The following is a 15,037-nucleotide window of genomic DNA, read 5'->3' as shown; positions in this document are numbered from 1 at the left end:
CCCGATGAACGCCAGCACCGTCGATGCCCCCGGCATCCGCACCAGCCTCGCCGAACTGATCGAGATGCGCCACCGCGTGCGCGAGGTGCAGCTGTTTTCCACGCCGAGCCAGCGCAGCCCGCTGATCGGCCTGCACCACTCCAAGCTGCGCGGGCGCGGCGTCGACTTCGACCAGGTGCGGGTCTACCAGGCCGGCGACGATGTGCGCAGCATCGACTGGCGCGTCACCGCGCGCACCCAGGAACCCCACACCAAGCTGTTCCACGAAGAGCGCGAGCGGCCGATCTTCATCATGGTCGAGCAGAGCCGGCGGCTGTTCTTCGGGTCCGGGCTGATGTTCAAGTCGGTGCTCGCCGCCCAGGCCGCGAGCCTGATCGGCTGGGCCGCCCTGGGGCACAACGACCGGGTCGGCGGCCTGGTGTTCGGCGACGACGAGCACTACGAAATCAAGCCGCGGCGCAGCAAGCAGAGCCTGCTGCAATTGCTCAACCGCCTGGTGCGGGTCAACCAGTCGCTGCACAGCGAGACCGAACCCGAGCGCGACGCCCTCGGCACCGCGTTGCGCCGCGGCCGCGAAGTGCTGCGCCCCGGCAGCCTGGTGATCGTGATCTGCGACGAACGCGCCCTGAGCGACGCCGCCGAACAACAATTGAGCTTGCTGTCGCGGCATTGCGACCTGCTGCTGATGCCGCTCTCCGACCCGCTGGACCACGCCCTGCCCGCCGCCGGCCTGCTGCGTTTCGCCGAACGCGGCGCGCAACTGGAACTGGACACCCTCAACTACGAACTGCGCCAGGCCTACCGCGCGCAGAGCGAAGCGCGCATCGCCCGCTGGGAACGGCTGGCGCAAAAGCTGCGGGTGCTGCTGATGCCCTTGAGCACCCAGAGCGAAATGGTCGAGCAACTGCGCGAATACCTCAACCCGCAACGCCCGGGGAAAGCCCAATGAGCAGCCTGGAGCAGTTGCAACCGCTGCTCGCCCCGCCCGCCATCGGCCTGTGGCCGCCGGCGCCGGGCTGGTGGTTGCTGCTGGCGTTGCTGCCGCTGCTGGGTTTCGGCCTGTGGCGGCTCAAGCGCCGGTGGCCGCGCAAGCGTGCCCTGCCCCGCGCCGAGCAGCCGCTGGACCCGGTACGCCTGGCGGCCCTGGCCGAACTGGCGCTGCTGCCCAAACCCTACGACGGCGCGCCCGCCGGCGCCTGGCTGCAACAACTCAACGGCCTGCTCAAGCGCCTGTGCCGCAACCATTACCCCTACAGCCAGAGCCACACCCTCAACGGCCGCAAGTGGCTGGCGTTCCTTGACAACCGCTGCCCGGCGGCCGGCCTCACGCGCTGGATGGTGCTGGTGGAAGGCGCCTACAAGCCCGAGTGCAAGCTGGACGACAAGGCCATCGCCGGCCTGACCCAGGCGGTGGAAACCTGGATTCGCAAACATGTTTGAGTTCGCCTGGTCGTGGATCTTCGCCCTGGCGCCGTTGCCCTGGCTGCTGCGCGCCTTGCTGCCGGTGGCCGACAGCGGCGAGCCGGCGCTCAAGGTCAGCTTCCTCAGCGACCTGGAAGGCCTGGCCAAGCGCCGCGCCCGCACCCACCTGCCGACCTGGCGCCAGCAGGCGCCGTTCATTGTCCTGTGGTCGTTGCTGCTGCTCGCCGCCGCCCGCCCGCAATGGCTCGGCGAACCCTTGCCGGTGGCCGCCAGCGGCCGCGACCTGCTGGTGGCGGTGGACGTCTCGGGCTCCATGGACTTCCCCGACATGCAATGGCAGGACGAAGACGTCAGCCGCCTGAACCTGGTCCAGCACCTGCTCGGCGATTTCCTGGAAAGCCGCGAGGGCGACCGGGTCGGCCTGATCCTGTTCGGCAGCAAGGCCTACCTGCAAGCGCCGCTGACCTTCGACCGGCGTACCGTGCGCGTCTGGCTGGACGAAGCGAAGATCGGCATCGCCGGCAAGAACACCGCCATCGGCGACGCCATCGGCCTGGCGCTCAAGCGCCTGCGCCAGCGGCCGGCGCAGAGCCGGGTGCTGATCCTGGTCACCGACGGCGCCAACAACGGCGGCGAGATCGACCCGCTGACCGCCGCTCGCCTGGCCGCCGAAGAAGGCGTGAAGATCTACCCGATCGGCATCGGCGCCGACCCGGAGCAAAGCGCCACCCTGGGCTTTCTCGGCGTCAACCCGAGCCTGGACCTGGACGAGCCGGCGCTCAAGGAGATCGCCGAAGCCACCGGCGGACGCTATTTCCGCGCTCGCGACGGCCAGGAGTTGCAAGCGATCAAGGACACCCTCGACCAACTGGAGCCGGTGGCCCAGCAGCCGACCCAGGCCCGTCCGGCGCAGGCGCTGTACAGCTGGCCGCTGGCCGCGGCGCTGCTGCTGAGCGTCCTACTGGTGGTGCGCGAGCGCTGGCCGGACCATCCGCTGCAACGTTTTTTCAGCCGCCGGCGTTTCCTGCAACCGCTGCCCCACTGGCGTGAACGGCTCAAGCGCCTGCGCCTGCGGAGGCGCCGATGAACGCCGCGTTCTGGGCCGAACTCTGGCCCCACTGGTTCCGTCCCGGGTGGCTGTTGCTGTTGCCGCTGCTCGGCTGGCTGCTATGGCAACTGTGGCATCGGCAGAAGCGCGCCGGCCGCTGGCAGATGATCCTGCCGCCGGCCTTTCATGCCGCCCTGCTCAGCGGCGGCAACGGCCGCGAAAGCAAGCTGCCGTGGATCGTCCTCGGCCTGGCCTGGATCCTGGCCGTGCTGGCGCTGCTCGGCCCGAGCTGGCAACGGGTGGAACAAACCAGCCAGAAACCCGCCGACCCGCTGGTGGTGCTGCTGGAGCTGACCCCGGAAATGCTCGCCAACGACGTCTCGCCCAATCGCCTGGAACAGGCCCGGCGCAAACTGTTCGACCTGCTGCAAGCACGCAGCGATGCGCAGACGGCGATCGTGGTCTATGCCGGCAGCGCCCACACCCTGGTGCCGCTGTCGGACGACCTGGCCACCAGCCGCAATCTGCTCGAGGCCCTCAAGCCGTCGATCATGCCCCAGCCCGGCCAGCGCGCCGACCTGGCGCTGCACAAGGCCTTGAAGCTGCTGGACCAGGGCGCGCTGGGCCAGGGCCGGGTCCTGCTGATCGGCTCGTCCTTGAGCGAGCAGGAACGCCAGGGCATTCGCCAGGCCCTCGGCGGCCAGGCGCCGCAACTGTTGATGCTGGGGATCGGCAGCCGCCAGGGCTCGCCGGTGGCCCAGGAAGACGGCAGTTTCCTCAAGGACGACCAGGGCGCGATCCTCATGGCGCGCCTCGACAGCCCGAGCCTGAAGCAATTCATCGGCAGCGTCGGCGGCCGTTACCGCCCGGCGCGCCTGGACGACAACGACCTACGCGGCCTGGGCCTGCTCAACGGCCCGCAGAACCTGCGCAACGACGGCCAGACCCTGCGCCTGGACACCTGGGCCGACCAGGGTTACTGGCTGCTCCTGCCGCTGTTGCTGCTGGCCGCCTGCGCCGGGCGCCGCGGCTGGCTGTTCTGCCTGCCGCTGTTGCTGTTCGCCCTGCCCCAGCCCAGCTATGCCTTCGAGTTCGGCGACCTGTGGTTGCGCCCCGACCAACAGGGCCAGCGCCTGCTGGAGCAGCAGCGGCCCGGCGAAGCGGCCAGGCACTTCCAGGACCCGCAGTGGCAAGGGGTGGCGCTGTACGAGGCCGGCAACTATGCCGCTGCCGCTCAGCGTTTCGCCGAAGGCAACGACGCCCGCGCCCACTACAATCGTGGCAATGCCCTGGCCCGGAGCGGCGAGCTGGACGCCGCGCTGGACGCCTACGAACAGGCCCTGGAACTGCAACCGGAGTTGGCGGTGGCGCAAAAGAACAAGGCCCTGGTCGAACGCCTGCTGCAAGAAGCCGAACCGGAACCACCGGAAACGCCGGCCAAGGGCGAAACCGACGACAACGACGAAACCCGGCAACCGCCCGCCGGGGCGGCGAGCCAGGCCCCGACGACGCCGGGCCAGCCGCCAGCGCAGACCGAGCAGCCGGCCACGGCCGAGGCATCGACCGACGAGGAAGTCGCCACCCCCGGCAACGACACGGTGCCCGGCAGCGAACTGGACAACGAGCAGACCACCACGCCGCCGCTGCGCAAGGCCCAGGACAATTTCGACGGCGAGCACCGCCAGGCGCTGGAACAATGGCTGCGCAAGATCCCGGACGACCCGGGCGAACTGCTGCGCCGCAAGTTCTGGTACGAACAGCAACAACATCAGGATCAGGGAAAAATTCGATGACCCGCCGCACCGCCCTCTCGTTCACGCTTGTGCTGACGCTGCTGCTCGGCGCCTTCGAGGCCCGGGCCGAAGGGCTGCTCGCCAGCGTCGACCGCAGCCGCGTGAACTCCGGGGAAACCGTCGAGCTGACCCTGGAATCCAACGACGTCACGCTGTTCGGCAAACCCGACCTCACGCCCCTGCAAGCGCAGTTCGAGGTCCGGGGCACGCGCCAGGTCAACCAGCTGACCAGCCTCAGCGGCGACAACCGCGCCATCACCCGCTGGATCATTACCCTGCTGCCCCGGACCACCGGCAGCGTAGTGATCCCGGCCCTGCAACTGGGCGACGTGCAAAGCCAGCCGATCTCCCTGCAGGTGCTGCAAAGCGAGAGCCGCAACGACAGCGCGCCGCTGGAGCCGGTGTTCATCGACGCCAGCCTCGACCAGGACAGCGTCTACGTCCAGGCCCAGGCCGTGCTGACCCTGCACATCTACCACTCGGTGTCGCTGTACGACGACAGCAGCCTGACGCCGTTGCAGATCAGCGATGCCCGGGTCGAGCAGCTCGGCGAGCCGCGCACCTACGAAAAAGTCATCAACGGCGTGCGCCACGGCGTGATCGAGACCCGCTACGCGATCTTTCCCCAGCACAGCGGCGTGCTGCAGATCCCGGCCCTGACCTTCAGCGCCACCCTGGCCGACGCCGCGAACAGCCAGAACCCGGCGCCCCTGGGCCTGAAACCGGGCAAGCTGATGCACGTCAGCTCCGCGCAGATGCCGCTGACAGTCCGGGCCAAGCCCGCCGAATACCCGGCCGACGCGCCCTGGCTGCCGGCCCGCAGCCTGAGCCTGGGGGAAAGCTGGAGCCCCGAGCCAGAGCAGAGCCAGGTCGGCGAGTCCCTGACCCGCAGCCTGGTCCTCAAGGCCGAAGGCCTGTCCGGCTCGCAACTGCCGCCGCTGCCGGTCACCGAAGCCAACGGCCTGCGCAGCTACCCGGACCAGCCGCAACTGAGCAGCCAGGTTAGCGACCGCGGGTTGATCGGCAGCCGCGAAGACAGCCAGGCCCTGGTGCCCAACCGCAGCGGCGCCATCGAGCTGCCGGCGGTGGAAGTGGTCTGGTGGAACACCCATGAAGACCACCTGGAACGCAGCAGCCTGCCGGCGCGCACCCTGCAAGTGGCGAACAACCCGAGCCTGGTGGTCGACACGCCCGCCGGTGCTACACCAGCCGACGGCACTGCCAACGACGGCAGCCTCTGGGCCTGGAAACTCAGCACCCTGATCTTCGCCTGCACCACCCTGCTGGGCTTCGGCCTGTGGTGGCGGGCGCGCTGGCAACCGGCGATCCTGCGGGCCGCGCAGACCGGCCCGAGCCCACGGACCCTGCTCGACGACCTCAAGCGCGCCTGCCTGGCCAACGACCCCCAGGCCACCCGCCAGGCCCTCGACGCCTGGGCTCGCCAGCAACCGGAAACCCTGGCCGACATGGCGGCGCGCTTCGTGCCCCTGTCCGATGCCCTGGACGGCCTGAACGGCGCGCTCTACAGCGAAACCGGCCAGTACTGGCAAGGCGAGGAACTGTGGCGGGCGATCCGCACCATCCCGATCGCCGAACGCGTGCAGGACCCGGTCGCCGACACCAGCAGCCTGCCGCCGCTGTATCCGAAGTAAGCCGGCGAGCCCCTGGCCGGCCGCTGCTTTCAGAATTGTCTGATTCCGCAGTGCGCGGCGAGAGTAGCTAATCCCTGCTCTCTCCCACCGAGGCAGGCCAGGATCTTGAGCACTCCCTACCACACGCGTTTTTTGCTCGTCACCCACTTGAGCAACACCAGCCTGCCGTCCAACCAGCTGCGCCCTCGGCTGGGCGCGCTGCTCGAACAACAACTGATCGCCCGCTGCCAGTTACTGTTCTGCAACGCCGAGCAGACCGAGCTGGGTTGGGTCGTCCGCTCCAGCCAGCCCTATCCTGTACTCGAGGCCGCCCTGTCCCGGCTGGCCCATCCCGACTGCCTGGCGCGGTACATCGACGGCCTGCGCCTGGCGCGTTTCGAGCTGTTCGAGGAGTACCAGGATCGCGGGCTGGCAGCCCGTTGGCAGAGCGGCAAGCACCTGCTTGAAAGGCTGTATCTGCGACTGCGGACGCGTGGTATCCGCCAAGGGTGACGCTGGGGAGTTGAAGGTTGTCGACGGCCAAAAGCAGACACTCAGCGCCTCTATCACACTGGGGCGACTCAGTGCGGCCGTAGTGGAATGGGAAAGGGACGTGACGTTTGTCAGATGGAACGCGCCTGAAACTCTTCGCTACGCTGGTGGAACAACCGCAGGAAGCGAGTTCAGTCAAATGATCGTGGTCAGAGTGTTGATTTTCTCCCTAGCGTGGGTCGCGTTCGCCTTTGGATTTGTTTCCTGGCTTATGAAACGCGACGACACCGCAGGGTTTTGGCTGTTCGGGCTGTTTGCCTATCCGCTGATGCTGGTGCTGTTTCTACTGTCCGAGCGGTGGCTTGCTGGCAGGACCTCGCGAGTACGTCACCCTTGGTGGACCCTTGTCGGGCAATGCCTCATCGGCATGGCGCTGTATCCCGCCTGCACATCGCTTGTCAGTTGGGTGACTTATGGGCTCGGTATTTACCCACGTTGATGTCCGTTTGGCCCTGTCGCAGTACTGCGCCTGGGATCAGCTTTCGGGAGAGAGGGTCGAGTCTTGACCGGCTTCGGCGTCCAGCTTCAAGCGGTCAGCCTTGCTGATGTACTTGGGTTTGCTTTTCGGCGCCAATTTGGCACTGGCCTTTTTCGCGTGTGCCGTTAACAACTGCTTTATTTTTTTACGACGATTCATGCTGCTTTACCGGGTTTTCAAGTCGCCGGATGATACCAGCTTCACATGGAGAACCAGGCGCCGATGGCGCGCCACCCGCGCATAACGTCGGAAACAGCCGTCGAATTCCGCAGCGGGCCTGGCTACCATGGGGGCCGGTTCGTTGGGAGAAATTCGATGGAGTTGAAGTTCAGTCACGTGGACGTCCTGGTGCAGGACCTGGAAGCGGCCTGCGCCTATTACGCACAGATCCTCAAAGCCCGGATCTCCAGCACGCTTGTCTGGGAACGCGGCGGCCTGCATGTGCGCTACGCCGTCGCGCTGATTGGCCAGGAGCGTTTCATGCTGGTCCAGCCGTTGGCGGGCAACCTCAAGCAACTGCTGGACAGCGCTGGCGAGGGCATGATCTACCGCCACTGCTACTCGACCCCGGACATCGAACTGGCCTACGACGAATTGCTCGCCTCCGGGGTCCAGCCGGAAGACGAGAACGGCAACCCCCTGACCCGCGCCAACCTGCAATCCCCTTCCGGGACCCGCATCATCTGGCTGCCCAAGCGTTTCGGCCACTTCTCCATCGAGATCCTGGAAGAGCGCACGCTGGAGGCCTTCATCGCGTCGGCGTTCGCCTGAGAAGCGTGGAATTCTCAGCTATAAAAGCTATGACCTCATGCCACAGCGGAGCCATGGATGTTTTATCGACCCCACGCCGAACACCGCCGGAACAGCCAGGGCGTAGTGCTGCCGCTGACCGCGGCGATCCACAGAGTGTTCGGCAACCGCGCGCAGGACCTGGCGCGGCCCATCGGCGCCTTTTACCCGCGCCATGTCAGCGGCAACACCTGGCTGCACCTGGGCGGGATCTGGTACAGGGCTCGCGACGAACACTACGTACTGGGCCGGACTGTCGACGAGCAGGTGGTTCAGGCCTTCGCCATCAGCATCACGACGGGCGATCCGGTCAGCCTGCCGAACGGGATCCAGGTGACCTGGGAACCGATCCCCCGCGCCCAGGCAGCCCAGCTTCCTCCGCCACTGACCGCCAGCCACCAATAACGACTGCGCGATCGGCCATCCGAGCGCGCCCCACAACCGATTTGCCAGTAAACTCTCTCGCCTCACGCCGCGCTCACGTTCCTTTTGCGGCTCACCTGATGGTTTGCGGAGTTTGCCTTGCGTCTGTTTCACACCTCCGACTGGCACCTGGGGCAGAACCTCCATGGCCAGGAACGCGATTTCGAGCACGCCTGTTTCCTTGAGTGGCTGCTGCGCCAGCTGGCGTTGCACAGCCCCGATGTGTTGCTGATCGCCGGCGATATCTTCGACACGGTCAACCCGCCGGTCAAAGCCCAGGAGCGGCTGTACGACTTTATCGTCAGCGCCCACGAACAGCAGCCCGGCCTGACCATCGTGATGATCGCCGGCAACCATGACTCCGGCTCGCGCATCGAGTTGCCGGCGCCCTTGATGCGGCGCCTGCGCACCCATGCCCTGGGCCGGGTGTTGTGGCTCGACGACGGCCAGCTCGACAGCGAGCGCCTGTTGCTGCCGCTGCCCGACGCCAGCGGCGCGATTGCCGGCTGGTGCCTGGCGCTGCCGTTCCTACGCCCGGCGGAAGTCACCGGACCGCAGTTGGGCGACGACTACCTCAAGGGCATCGCCCAGGTCCACGAATGGCTGATTGCCGCGGCCAACGCCAAGCGCCAGCCGGGCCAGGCGCTGGTCGCCGTCAGCCACGCGCACATGGCCGGCGGCTCGATATCGCAAGACTCCGAGCGCAGCCTGATCATCGGCAACGCCGAGGCCCTGCCTGCCAGCCTGTTCGGCCCGAGCATCAGCTACGTGGCCCTGGGGCACCTGCACAAGCCGCAGAAGGTCAACGGCGAGGAACGCATCCGCTACAGCGGTTCGCCGATCCCGCTGTCGTTCTCCGAAATCGCTTACCCGCACCAGATCCTCGATATCCAGCTCGACGGCGAAACCCTGGTCAGCGTCGAACCGCGGCTGATCCCCCGCGCGGTCAACCTGCAACGCCTGGGCCCGGCGCCGCTGGCCGAGATCCTGCTGCAACTGGCAGGGCTGCCGGACATCGACCTGCTGGCCGACGAGCAGCGCCAGCCCTGGCTGGAAGTGCGGGTGCAACTGGACGAGCCGCAACCGGACCTGCGCCAGCAAGTGGAAAGCGCCCTGCATGGCAAGGCCGTGCGCCTGGTGCGGATCGCCGCCGAATACGCAGGCCATGGCGGCCGCGACGACGACGCCACACAACTGGTGGAGCTCGACCAACTCAGCCCGCAGGACCTGTTCAGCCGCGCCTGGCAGGACAACTACGGCAGCGAGGTGGACGAACAGACCCTCAAGGACTTCGCGCAACTGCTCCAGGAAGTGCAACACGAGGAGGAGCAGCCATGAAGATCCTCGCCATCCGCCTGAAGAACCTCGCCTCCCTGGCCGGCCCCTTCGAGATCGATTTCACTGCCGAGCCCCTGGCCAGCGCCGGCCTGTTCGCCATCACCGGGCCCACCGGCGCCGGCAAGAGCACCCTGCTCGACGCCTTGTGCCTGGCGCTGTTCGGCACCGTGCCGCGGCTGAACAATATCGGCCGCGAAACCAAGGTGCCGGAGGTCGACGGCGAGCTGCTCACCAGCGACCCGCGCACCCTGCTGCGGCGCGGCACCGGCAGCGGTTACGCCGAGGTGGACTTCGTCGGCATCGACGGCCATCGCTACCGCGCCCGCTGGGAAACCAACCGCGCCCGGGACAAGGCCACCGGCAAGCTGCAGGCGAGCAAGCAAAGCCTGCACGACCTGGACAGCAATCAACTGCTGGCCAGTGGCAAACGCGACTACGAACAACTGATCGAGGCCAAGCTGGGGCTCAACTTCGAGCAGTTCACCCGCGCGGTGATGCTGGCCCAGAGCGAGTTCAGCGCCTTCCTCAAGGCCGACGACAAGGAACGCAGCGAGCTGTTGGAAAAGCTCACCAACACCTCGATCTACAGCCAGCTCGGGCGGCGCGCCTACAGCAAGAGCAAAGAGGCCGATGAACAGCACAAGGCCCTCAAGGCCCAGGCCAGCGGCGTCACCCCCTTGGAGCCCGAAGCCCGGGCCGAGCTGGACCAGCGCTTCGACGCCGCCCAGCAGCAGCTCAAGAGCCAGCAGGCGCAGCTCAAGCAACTGGAACAGCAACATGCCTGGCTCAAGGAGCTGCAGCAGTTGCAAGAGCAGCAACAGAACGCCGCCGAGCAACTGCAACAGGCTCAGGCCACCTGGGAAGGCCTGGCCGGCGAACGGACCCGGCTGACCCGCCTGGAACAGCTGGCGCCGCAACGCCATCAGTTCGCCCGACAGGCGGAACTGCACCGACAGTTGGCACCGTTAAACGAACAGATCCAGCAACAGCAGCGGCAACAGGACGAACAGCAACAGCGCCAGGGCCAATTGCAGGAACAACTGAGCGCCGCCCAAGCCGCTCTGCTCACCGCCCAGGAACAACAAAGTACCAGCACCCCGCAGCTGCGCGAGGCCTTCGCCGAGCAAAGCAGCCTCGCCCACCTGGGCAAGGCCTGCGGCGAAGCCGGCGCACTCAAGGACCAGCTGCAACAGGCCAGCGAACAAGGCCAACAGGCGATCCAGGCGCTGACGGAGCAACAGCAGCGAGTGGGCGAACGCCTGCAGCGCATCGCCGAGCAACTGGAGCACAGCACCCATCTGGCGCCGTTGAGCGATGCCTGGAGCGCCTACCGCGATCGCCTGCAACAGCTGATGCTGGCCGGCAACCGGCTGAACAAGGGCCAGGAAGAGCTGCCCGGCCTGCAACAACGGGCCGCCAGCGCGGCGCAACAGCTGGCCGCGCAACGCGACGAATTGCAGCTGCTGTACAGCGAAGCCGGCGCCGAGCCCCATGCAGTGGCCGAGCAGCTGCAACTGCTCAGCGAGCTGCTGCAAGACAACCGCAAGCAGCAGCGCGCCTACGAAGACCTGACGCGACTCTGGGGCAGCCAGCAAGAGCTGGACAAACGTGGCGCCGAACTGGCCGACAAGCTGCAAACCGCGGCCAATCAGCGCGAAGAACTGAACCGCGTCGGCCTGCAAGCCAAGGCCGAGCTGACGGTCGCCGAACAGACCCTGACGGTCACCCGGCAACTGCTGGAACGCCAGCGCCTGGCCCGCAGCGCCAGCGTCGAAGAGCTGCGCGAACAGTTGCAGGACGATCAGCCCTGCCCGGTCTGCGGCAGCCACGAGCATCCCTACCATCAACCCGAAGCGCTGTTGCAGAGCCTCGGGCGCCACGATGAAAACGAGGAAGCCACGGCCCTCAAGGCGGTGGACGAACTCAAGGAAAAACTCGCCCAGTTGCGCAGCGAAGTCAGCGGCCTGATCGTCCAGCAAAAGGAATTCCTCCAGCAACAGGAGCAATTGGCAGCGCAGCAACAGGCCCTGGCGCCTAGCCTCGAGGCCCACCCGCTGTCCGCCGCCCTGCTCGACCAGGACCCCGGCAAGCGCGACGCCTGGCTGAACCAGCAACTCGGCCAGTTGAACCAGAGCCTGCAGCAGGACGAGCAACGCCAGGGCGCGCTGCTGAAACTGCAAAAGGATGCCGGGCGCCTGCAACAGCAACTGCAAGCCGCGGTCGAGGCCAGCCAGCAGGCCACTCAGCATTTGACCCAACAGCAACAACAGCTCGGCGCAGACCGCCAGCGCCTGGAAGACGAGCTGTCGGCCTTCGCCACCCTGCTGCCGGCCGCGACCCTGGAGGCCCTGCGCAGCGACCCGGCGGCGACCTTCATGCAGATCGACCAGCAGGTCATGCAGCGCCTGGAGCAGCTCGACCAGCAGAAGGAAGAGTTGCAGGAGCAGCAACAGCGTCAGCTGGCCCTGGACAAGGAACAGGACCGCCAGCTGACCCGCGCCCAGCAACTGCAAACCGCCCAGGCGCACTTCGCCGCCCTGGCCGAACAGCAGCAAACAGCGCAAGGCAAACTCGCGCAGCTGCTGGGCGAACAGGCCAGCGCCGAACACTGGCAGCAGCACCTGGAACAGGCCGTGGAACAGGCACGCAGCGCGGAAACGACAGCTGCCCAGCAGTTGCAGGACGTCCGCAGCCTGTTGGTGCAACTGGGCGCAGAGCTGCAAGGCAAGCAGGAGCGCTTGCAGGCCCTGCAAGCCGAACAACAAGAGCTGGACGGCAAGATCGCCGACTGGCGCCAGCAACACCCGGAACTGGACGACGGCGGCCTGGAACACTTGCTCGGCCTCGACGACCAGCAGGTCGCCGAACTGCGCCAGCAACTGCAAAACAACGAAAAGGCGGTGGAACAGGCCAAGGTCCTGCTGACCGAACGCGAACAGCGCCTGCACGCCCATCAAGCCCAGCACCAAGGCCCGCTCGACGCCGAGCAATTGGCCAACGCCCTGGGCGAGCTCCACACCCAGCTGGCCGCCAGCGAACAGCTGAGCGCCGAACTGCGCGCCCGGCAAAGCGAGGACCAGCGCCGGCAAGACGCCAACCGGGCGCTGGGCGAGCAGATCGCCCAGGCCTACGCCGAATGGCAGCGCTGGGCGCGGCTCAATGCGCTGATCGGCTCGGCCAGCGGCGACACTTTCCGCAAGATCGCCCAGGCCTACAACCTCGACCTGCTGGTGCACCACGCCAACGCGCAACTGCGTCAGCTGGTGCGGCGTTATCGGCTCAAGCGCGGCGGCAGCATGCTCGGCCTGCTGGTGCTCGACACGGAGATGGGCGACGAACTGCGCTCGGTGCATTCGCTGTCCGGCGGCGAAACCTTCCTGGTGTCCCTGGCGCTGGCCCTGGGCCTGGCGTCGATGGCGTCCAGCACGCTGAAGATCGAGTCGCTGTTTATCGACGAAGGTTTCGGCAGCCTCGACCCGGAATCCCTGCAACTGGCGATGGACGCCCTCGACGGCCTGCAGGCCCAGGGGCGCAAGGTGGCGGTGATTTCCCACGTGCAGGAAATGCACGAGCGGATTCCGGTGCAGATCCAGGTCCGCCGCCAGGGCAACGGCCTGAGCACCCTGGAGGTGAAATGAATACCCTGTATTCGTTTCGCCGCTGCCCCTACGCCATGCGCGCCCGCATCGCCCTGCGCTACAGCGGGGTTCCGCTGGAGATCGTCGAAGTCAGCCTCAAGGCCAAGCCGGCAGAAATGCTGGCGCTGTCGCCCAAGGGCACGGTGCCGGTGCTCAGCGTTGAAGGGCGGGTGATCGACGAAAGCCTGGACATCATGCGCTGGGCCCTGGGCCGGCACGATCCACAGGACTGGCTACTCAAGGACGATGCGCCAGCGCAGCACAGCATGCAGGCGCTGATCGCGGAAAACGACCAGGCGTTCAAGCAGCACCTCAACCGCTACAAATACGCCGAGCGTTATCCCGAGCAGCCGATGGAAGATTACCGCGCCCAGGGCGAGGTGTTTCTGCGTCGGTTGGATGAGCTGTTGAGCCGGGGCGATTACCTGCTGGCGGATCACCCGAGCCTGGCGGACATGGCCCTGGCGCCCTTCGTGCGGCAATTCGCCCACGTCGACCGCGAGTGGTTCGCGCAAGCGCCCTACCCGCATTTGCAGCGCTGGCTACAGCGGTTTCTCGAATCCGAACTGTTTATCGCCGTCATGGCCAAAACCTGAGCCATCTCCACGTCCCCTGTAGGAGCGAGCTTGCTCGCGATAGCTGCGCAGCAGCGGTCTAGCCATCACACCGCGTCGTCGTTACGGATCGATCGCGAGCAAGCTCGCTCCTACAAAGAATCGGGTTGCTTCAGCGGATTGTTCAGCCCAGCACACCGCACATCTGCAACGCCGAGCAATCGACGCTGAACGGACCGAAAGACGCGGCCTTGGGTTTGGCGGGCGGGTTGCCGGCCAGCAGGCCGAGGGCCTTGGCGGTTTCAATGTTGTGGGCGATGTTGTGGTTGCATTCGATGGCCCGGGCCAGCGAACCCGCCGAACCTTGCCCTACCCCCAGCAACGAGGCGCCATTGGTCATGAACGCGAGGAAGGCGATGACCCAGAATCCGCGTCCCTTCATAGCAGCGCCACTCCCGCCTCGGCGGAGTGCACGGCAGCCGGCGCGCGGTGCTCGAACTGAATAGCCGGGTAGGCGACCTGGATCGGCGGTTGCACCGCCGACGAGGTCTGGGCCGAGAGACTGACCAGGAGCACCAGGGCCAGGTACAGGCCAATGGCGACATAGGCGCCGCGCTTGGCAGAGAGGAGGATCGAGCGGGCCATGGTGGTCTCCGTGGGCATGTTTGCGTGCCCACAGAATCGGCTAAAAGCGCCCGCCGCAAAAACAACCCCGGTGCATAGTCACCATCAGTTGGATTGATCGTGAAAGCGCGGCGAATCAATCCTGCAGCAGGCTCGCCATGCGCTCGCGAGAGGTTTCCGGCTCGCCTTCGACAGGCTGCGCGGCCGAGAGAATCGGGGTGGAATAGAGGAACAGAAGAACCACTGCCAGACGCATCGCCATGCTCTCGATCCTTAGCGGGAGGGAGTCAATAAATTAGCGTCAAATTTAAACATATGGCGATGTGACATTACCAAGCTAATTTGCCCGGTAGGAGAAAAACGTCGCAGACAGGTGATACAGGAGCGACATCACTGCCCTTTCGCTGGATGAACGCATCCATTCAGGGGGGCAGTGACTTCGCTCCTGCATACCAGGGCAAGGCAGGGAATTTCAGTGTTGGATCTTGTGATCCAGCGCCGCGTAGAAGTTGGCGCTCTGTTGCAGGTATTTCTGGGTGTAGGTGTTGGTGGCGGATTTTTTCTCGCTGATTTCCACGTTGGCACTGGCAGGCAGGACCACACTGGCGGAGATGGCGGAAGCGGCGATCACGGAGAAGAGATTGAAGTTCATGCGGATAACCCTCGTATTCAGTCGGCTTGTTTGCCCGGAAGCCTGTAGCGCCGGGCCGTGAAGCAAAACTACGCCCGAGGGTCGGCGTGTTGAAA

The 15,037-nt window shown here is 66.3% G+C and carries 17 protein-coding genes; 12 read left to right on the top strand and 5 right to left on the bottom strand.

The window, feature by feature from the left end; translation table 11 throughout:
- Window positions 1-4 precede the first annotated feature (4 nt).
- The 7 genes from BTN82_RS13235 (at window position 5) to BTN82_RS13205 (ending at window position 6,885) form a co-directional block, all read left to right on the top strand.
- Window positions 5-949, top strand: a complete 945-nt coding sequence (locus tag BTN82_RS13235) for a DUF58 domain-containing protein (RefSeq protein WP_075119563.1) — start codon at window positions 5-7, stop codon at window positions 947-949.
- Window positions 946-1,440, top strand: coding sequence for a DUF4381 domain-containing protein (locus tag BTN82_RS13230; protein ID WP_075119562.1), 495 nt, complete (start codon window positions 946-948; stop codon window positions 1,438-1,440). The genes BTN82_RS13235 and BTN82_RS13230 overlap by 4 nt, the downstream gene beginning before the upstream one ends.
- Entirely contained in the window at window positions 1,433-2,509 is a 1,077-nt protein-coding gene (locus tag BTN82_RS13225; protein ID WP_075119561.1) for a vWA domain-containing protein, read from the top strand. Before BTN82_RS13230 ends, BTN82_RS13225 begins: the two co-directional genes overlap by 8 nt.
- The gene (locus BTN82_RS13220; RefSeq protein ID WP_075119560.1) at window positions 2,506-4,263 is read left to right on the top strand and encodes a VWA domain-containing protein; all 1,758 of its coding nucleotides are present in this window, start codon (window positions 2,506-2,508) and stop codon (window positions 4,261-4,263) included. The genes BTN82_RS13225 and BTN82_RS13220 overlap by 4 nt, the downstream gene beginning before the upstream one ends.
- Window positions 4,260-5,915 carry a BatD family protein gene (locus BTN82_RS13215; RefSeq protein WP_075119559.1) on the top strand — a complete coding sequence of 552 codons (1,656 nt, stop codon included), beginning with the start codon at window positions 4,260-4,262 and terminating at the stop codon, window positions 5,913-5,915. Before BTN82_RS13220 ends, BTN82_RS13215 begins: the two co-directional genes overlap by 4 nt.
- Before the next feature lie 105 nt (window positions 5,916-6,020).
- A complete protein-coding gene (locus BTN82_RS13210) occupies window positions 6,021-6,407 on the top strand; it encodes a hypothetical protein (RefSeq protein WP_075119558.1) in 387 nt (128 codons plus the stop codon).
- A gap of 178 nt (window positions 6,408-6,585) precedes the next feature.
- Window positions 6,586-6,885, top strand: a complete 300-nt coding sequence (locus BTN82_RS13205; RefSeq protein WP_075119557.1) for a hypothetical protein — start codon at window positions 6,586-6,588, stop codon at window positions 6,883-6,885.
- A 36-nt stretch (window positions 6,886-6,921) separates the two neighbouring features.
- Here BTN82_RS13205 and BTN82_RS13200 read toward each other — a convergent pair whose 3' ends face one another.
- Window positions 6,922-7,083: a DUF2986 domain-containing protein gene (locus BTN82_RS13200; RefSeq protein WP_075119556.1), complete on the bottom strand. Its 162-nt coding sequence runs from the start codon at window positions 7,081-7,083 to the stop codon at window positions 6,922-6,924.
- Window positions 7,084-7,239: 156 nt separating this feature from the next.
- On the opposite strand from BTN82_RS13200, the gene BTN82_RS13195 reads away from it, so the two are divergent.
- The 5 genes from BTN82_RS13195 to BTN82_RS13175 all read left to right on the top strand — a co-directional run bounded on the left by BTN82_RS13195 (window position 7,240) and on the right by BTN82_RS13175 (window position 13,708).
- On the top strand, window positions 7,240-7,695 hold the full coding sequence (locus tag BTN82_RS13195; RefSeq protein ID WP_075119555.1) for a VOC family protein: 456 nt from the start codon (window positions 7,240-7,242) through the stop codon (window positions 7,693-7,695).
- 57 nt (window positions 7,696-7,752) lie between these two features.
- The gene (locus BTN82_RS13190) at window positions 7,753-8,118 is read left to right on the top strand and encodes a hypothetical protein (protein ID WP_075119554.1); all 366 of its coding nucleotides are present in this window, start codon (window positions 7,753-7,755) and stop codon (window positions 8,116-8,118) included.
- Window positions 8,119-8,235: 117 nt separating this feature from the next.
- Complete coding sequence (locus BTN82_RS13185) at window positions 8,236-9,474, top strand: exonuclease SbcCD subunit D C-terminal domain-containing protein (RefSeq protein WP_075119553.1); 1,239 nt, start codon at window positions 8,236-8,238, stop codon at window positions 9,472-9,474.
- A complete protein-coding gene (locus tag BTN82_RS13180; RefSeq protein WP_075119552.1) occupies window positions 9,471-13,112 on the top strand; it encodes an AAA family ATPase in 3,642 nt (1,213 codons plus the stop codon). The genes BTN82_RS13185 and BTN82_RS13180 overlap by 4 nt, the downstream gene beginning before the upstream one ends.
- Window positions 13,109-13,708, top strand: coding sequence for a glutathione S-transferase (locus BTN82_RS13175; RefSeq protein ID WP_075119551.1), 600 nt, complete (start codon window positions 13,109-13,111; stop codon window positions 13,706-13,708). The genes BTN82_RS13180 and BTN82_RS13175 overlap by 4 nt, the downstream gene beginning before the upstream one ends.
- Window positions 13,709-13,850: 142 nt before the next feature.
- On the opposite strand, the gene BTN82_RS13170 is transcribed toward BTN82_RS13175, so the two are convergent.
- The 4 genes from BTN82_RS13170 to BTN82_RS13160 all read right to left on the bottom strand — a co-directional run bounded on the left by BTN82_RS13170 (window position 13,851) and on the right by BTN82_RS13160 (window position 14,942).
- Complete coding sequence (locus BTN82_RS13170) at window positions 13,851-14,108, bottom strand: hypothetical protein (protein ID WP_075119550.1); 258 nt, start codon at window positions 14,106-14,108, stop codon at window positions 13,851-13,853.
- On the bottom strand, window positions 14,105-14,311 hold the full coding sequence (locus BTN82_RS13165) for a hypothetical protein (protein ID WP_075119549.1): 207 nt from the start codon (window positions 14,309-14,311) through the stop codon (window positions 14,105-14,107). The genes BTN82_RS13170 and BTN82_RS13165 overlap by 4 nt, the downstream gene beginning before the upstream one ends.
- Before the next feature lie 115 nt (window positions 14,312-14,426).
- The gene (locus tag BTN82_RS31535; RefSeq protein WP_261792964.1) at window positions 14,427-14,552 is read right to left on the bottom strand and encodes a hypothetical protein; all 126 of its coding nucleotides are present in this window, start codon (window positions 14,550-14,552) and stop codon (window positions 14,427-14,429) included.
- Window positions 14,553-14,762: 210 nt separating this feature from the next.
- The gene (locus tag BTN82_RS13160) at window positions 14,763-14,942 is read right to left on the bottom strand and encodes a hypothetical protein (protein WP_075119548.1); all 180 of its coding nucleotides are present in this window, start codon (window positions 14,940-14,942) and stop codon (window positions 14,763-14,765) included.
- Between the last annotated feature and the right edge of the window lie 95 nt (window positions 14,943-15,037).

It is taken from the genome of Pseudomonas chlororaphis (assembly GCF_001921865.1).
GTDB lineage: Bacteria > Pseudomonadota > Gammaproteobacteria > Pseudomonadales > Pseudomonadaceae > Aquipseudomonas > Aquipseudomonas chlororaphis_D.
The sequence above is the reverse complement of the archived record's forward strand: the minus strand, read 5'-3'. Positions and strand labels throughout refer to the sequence as shown.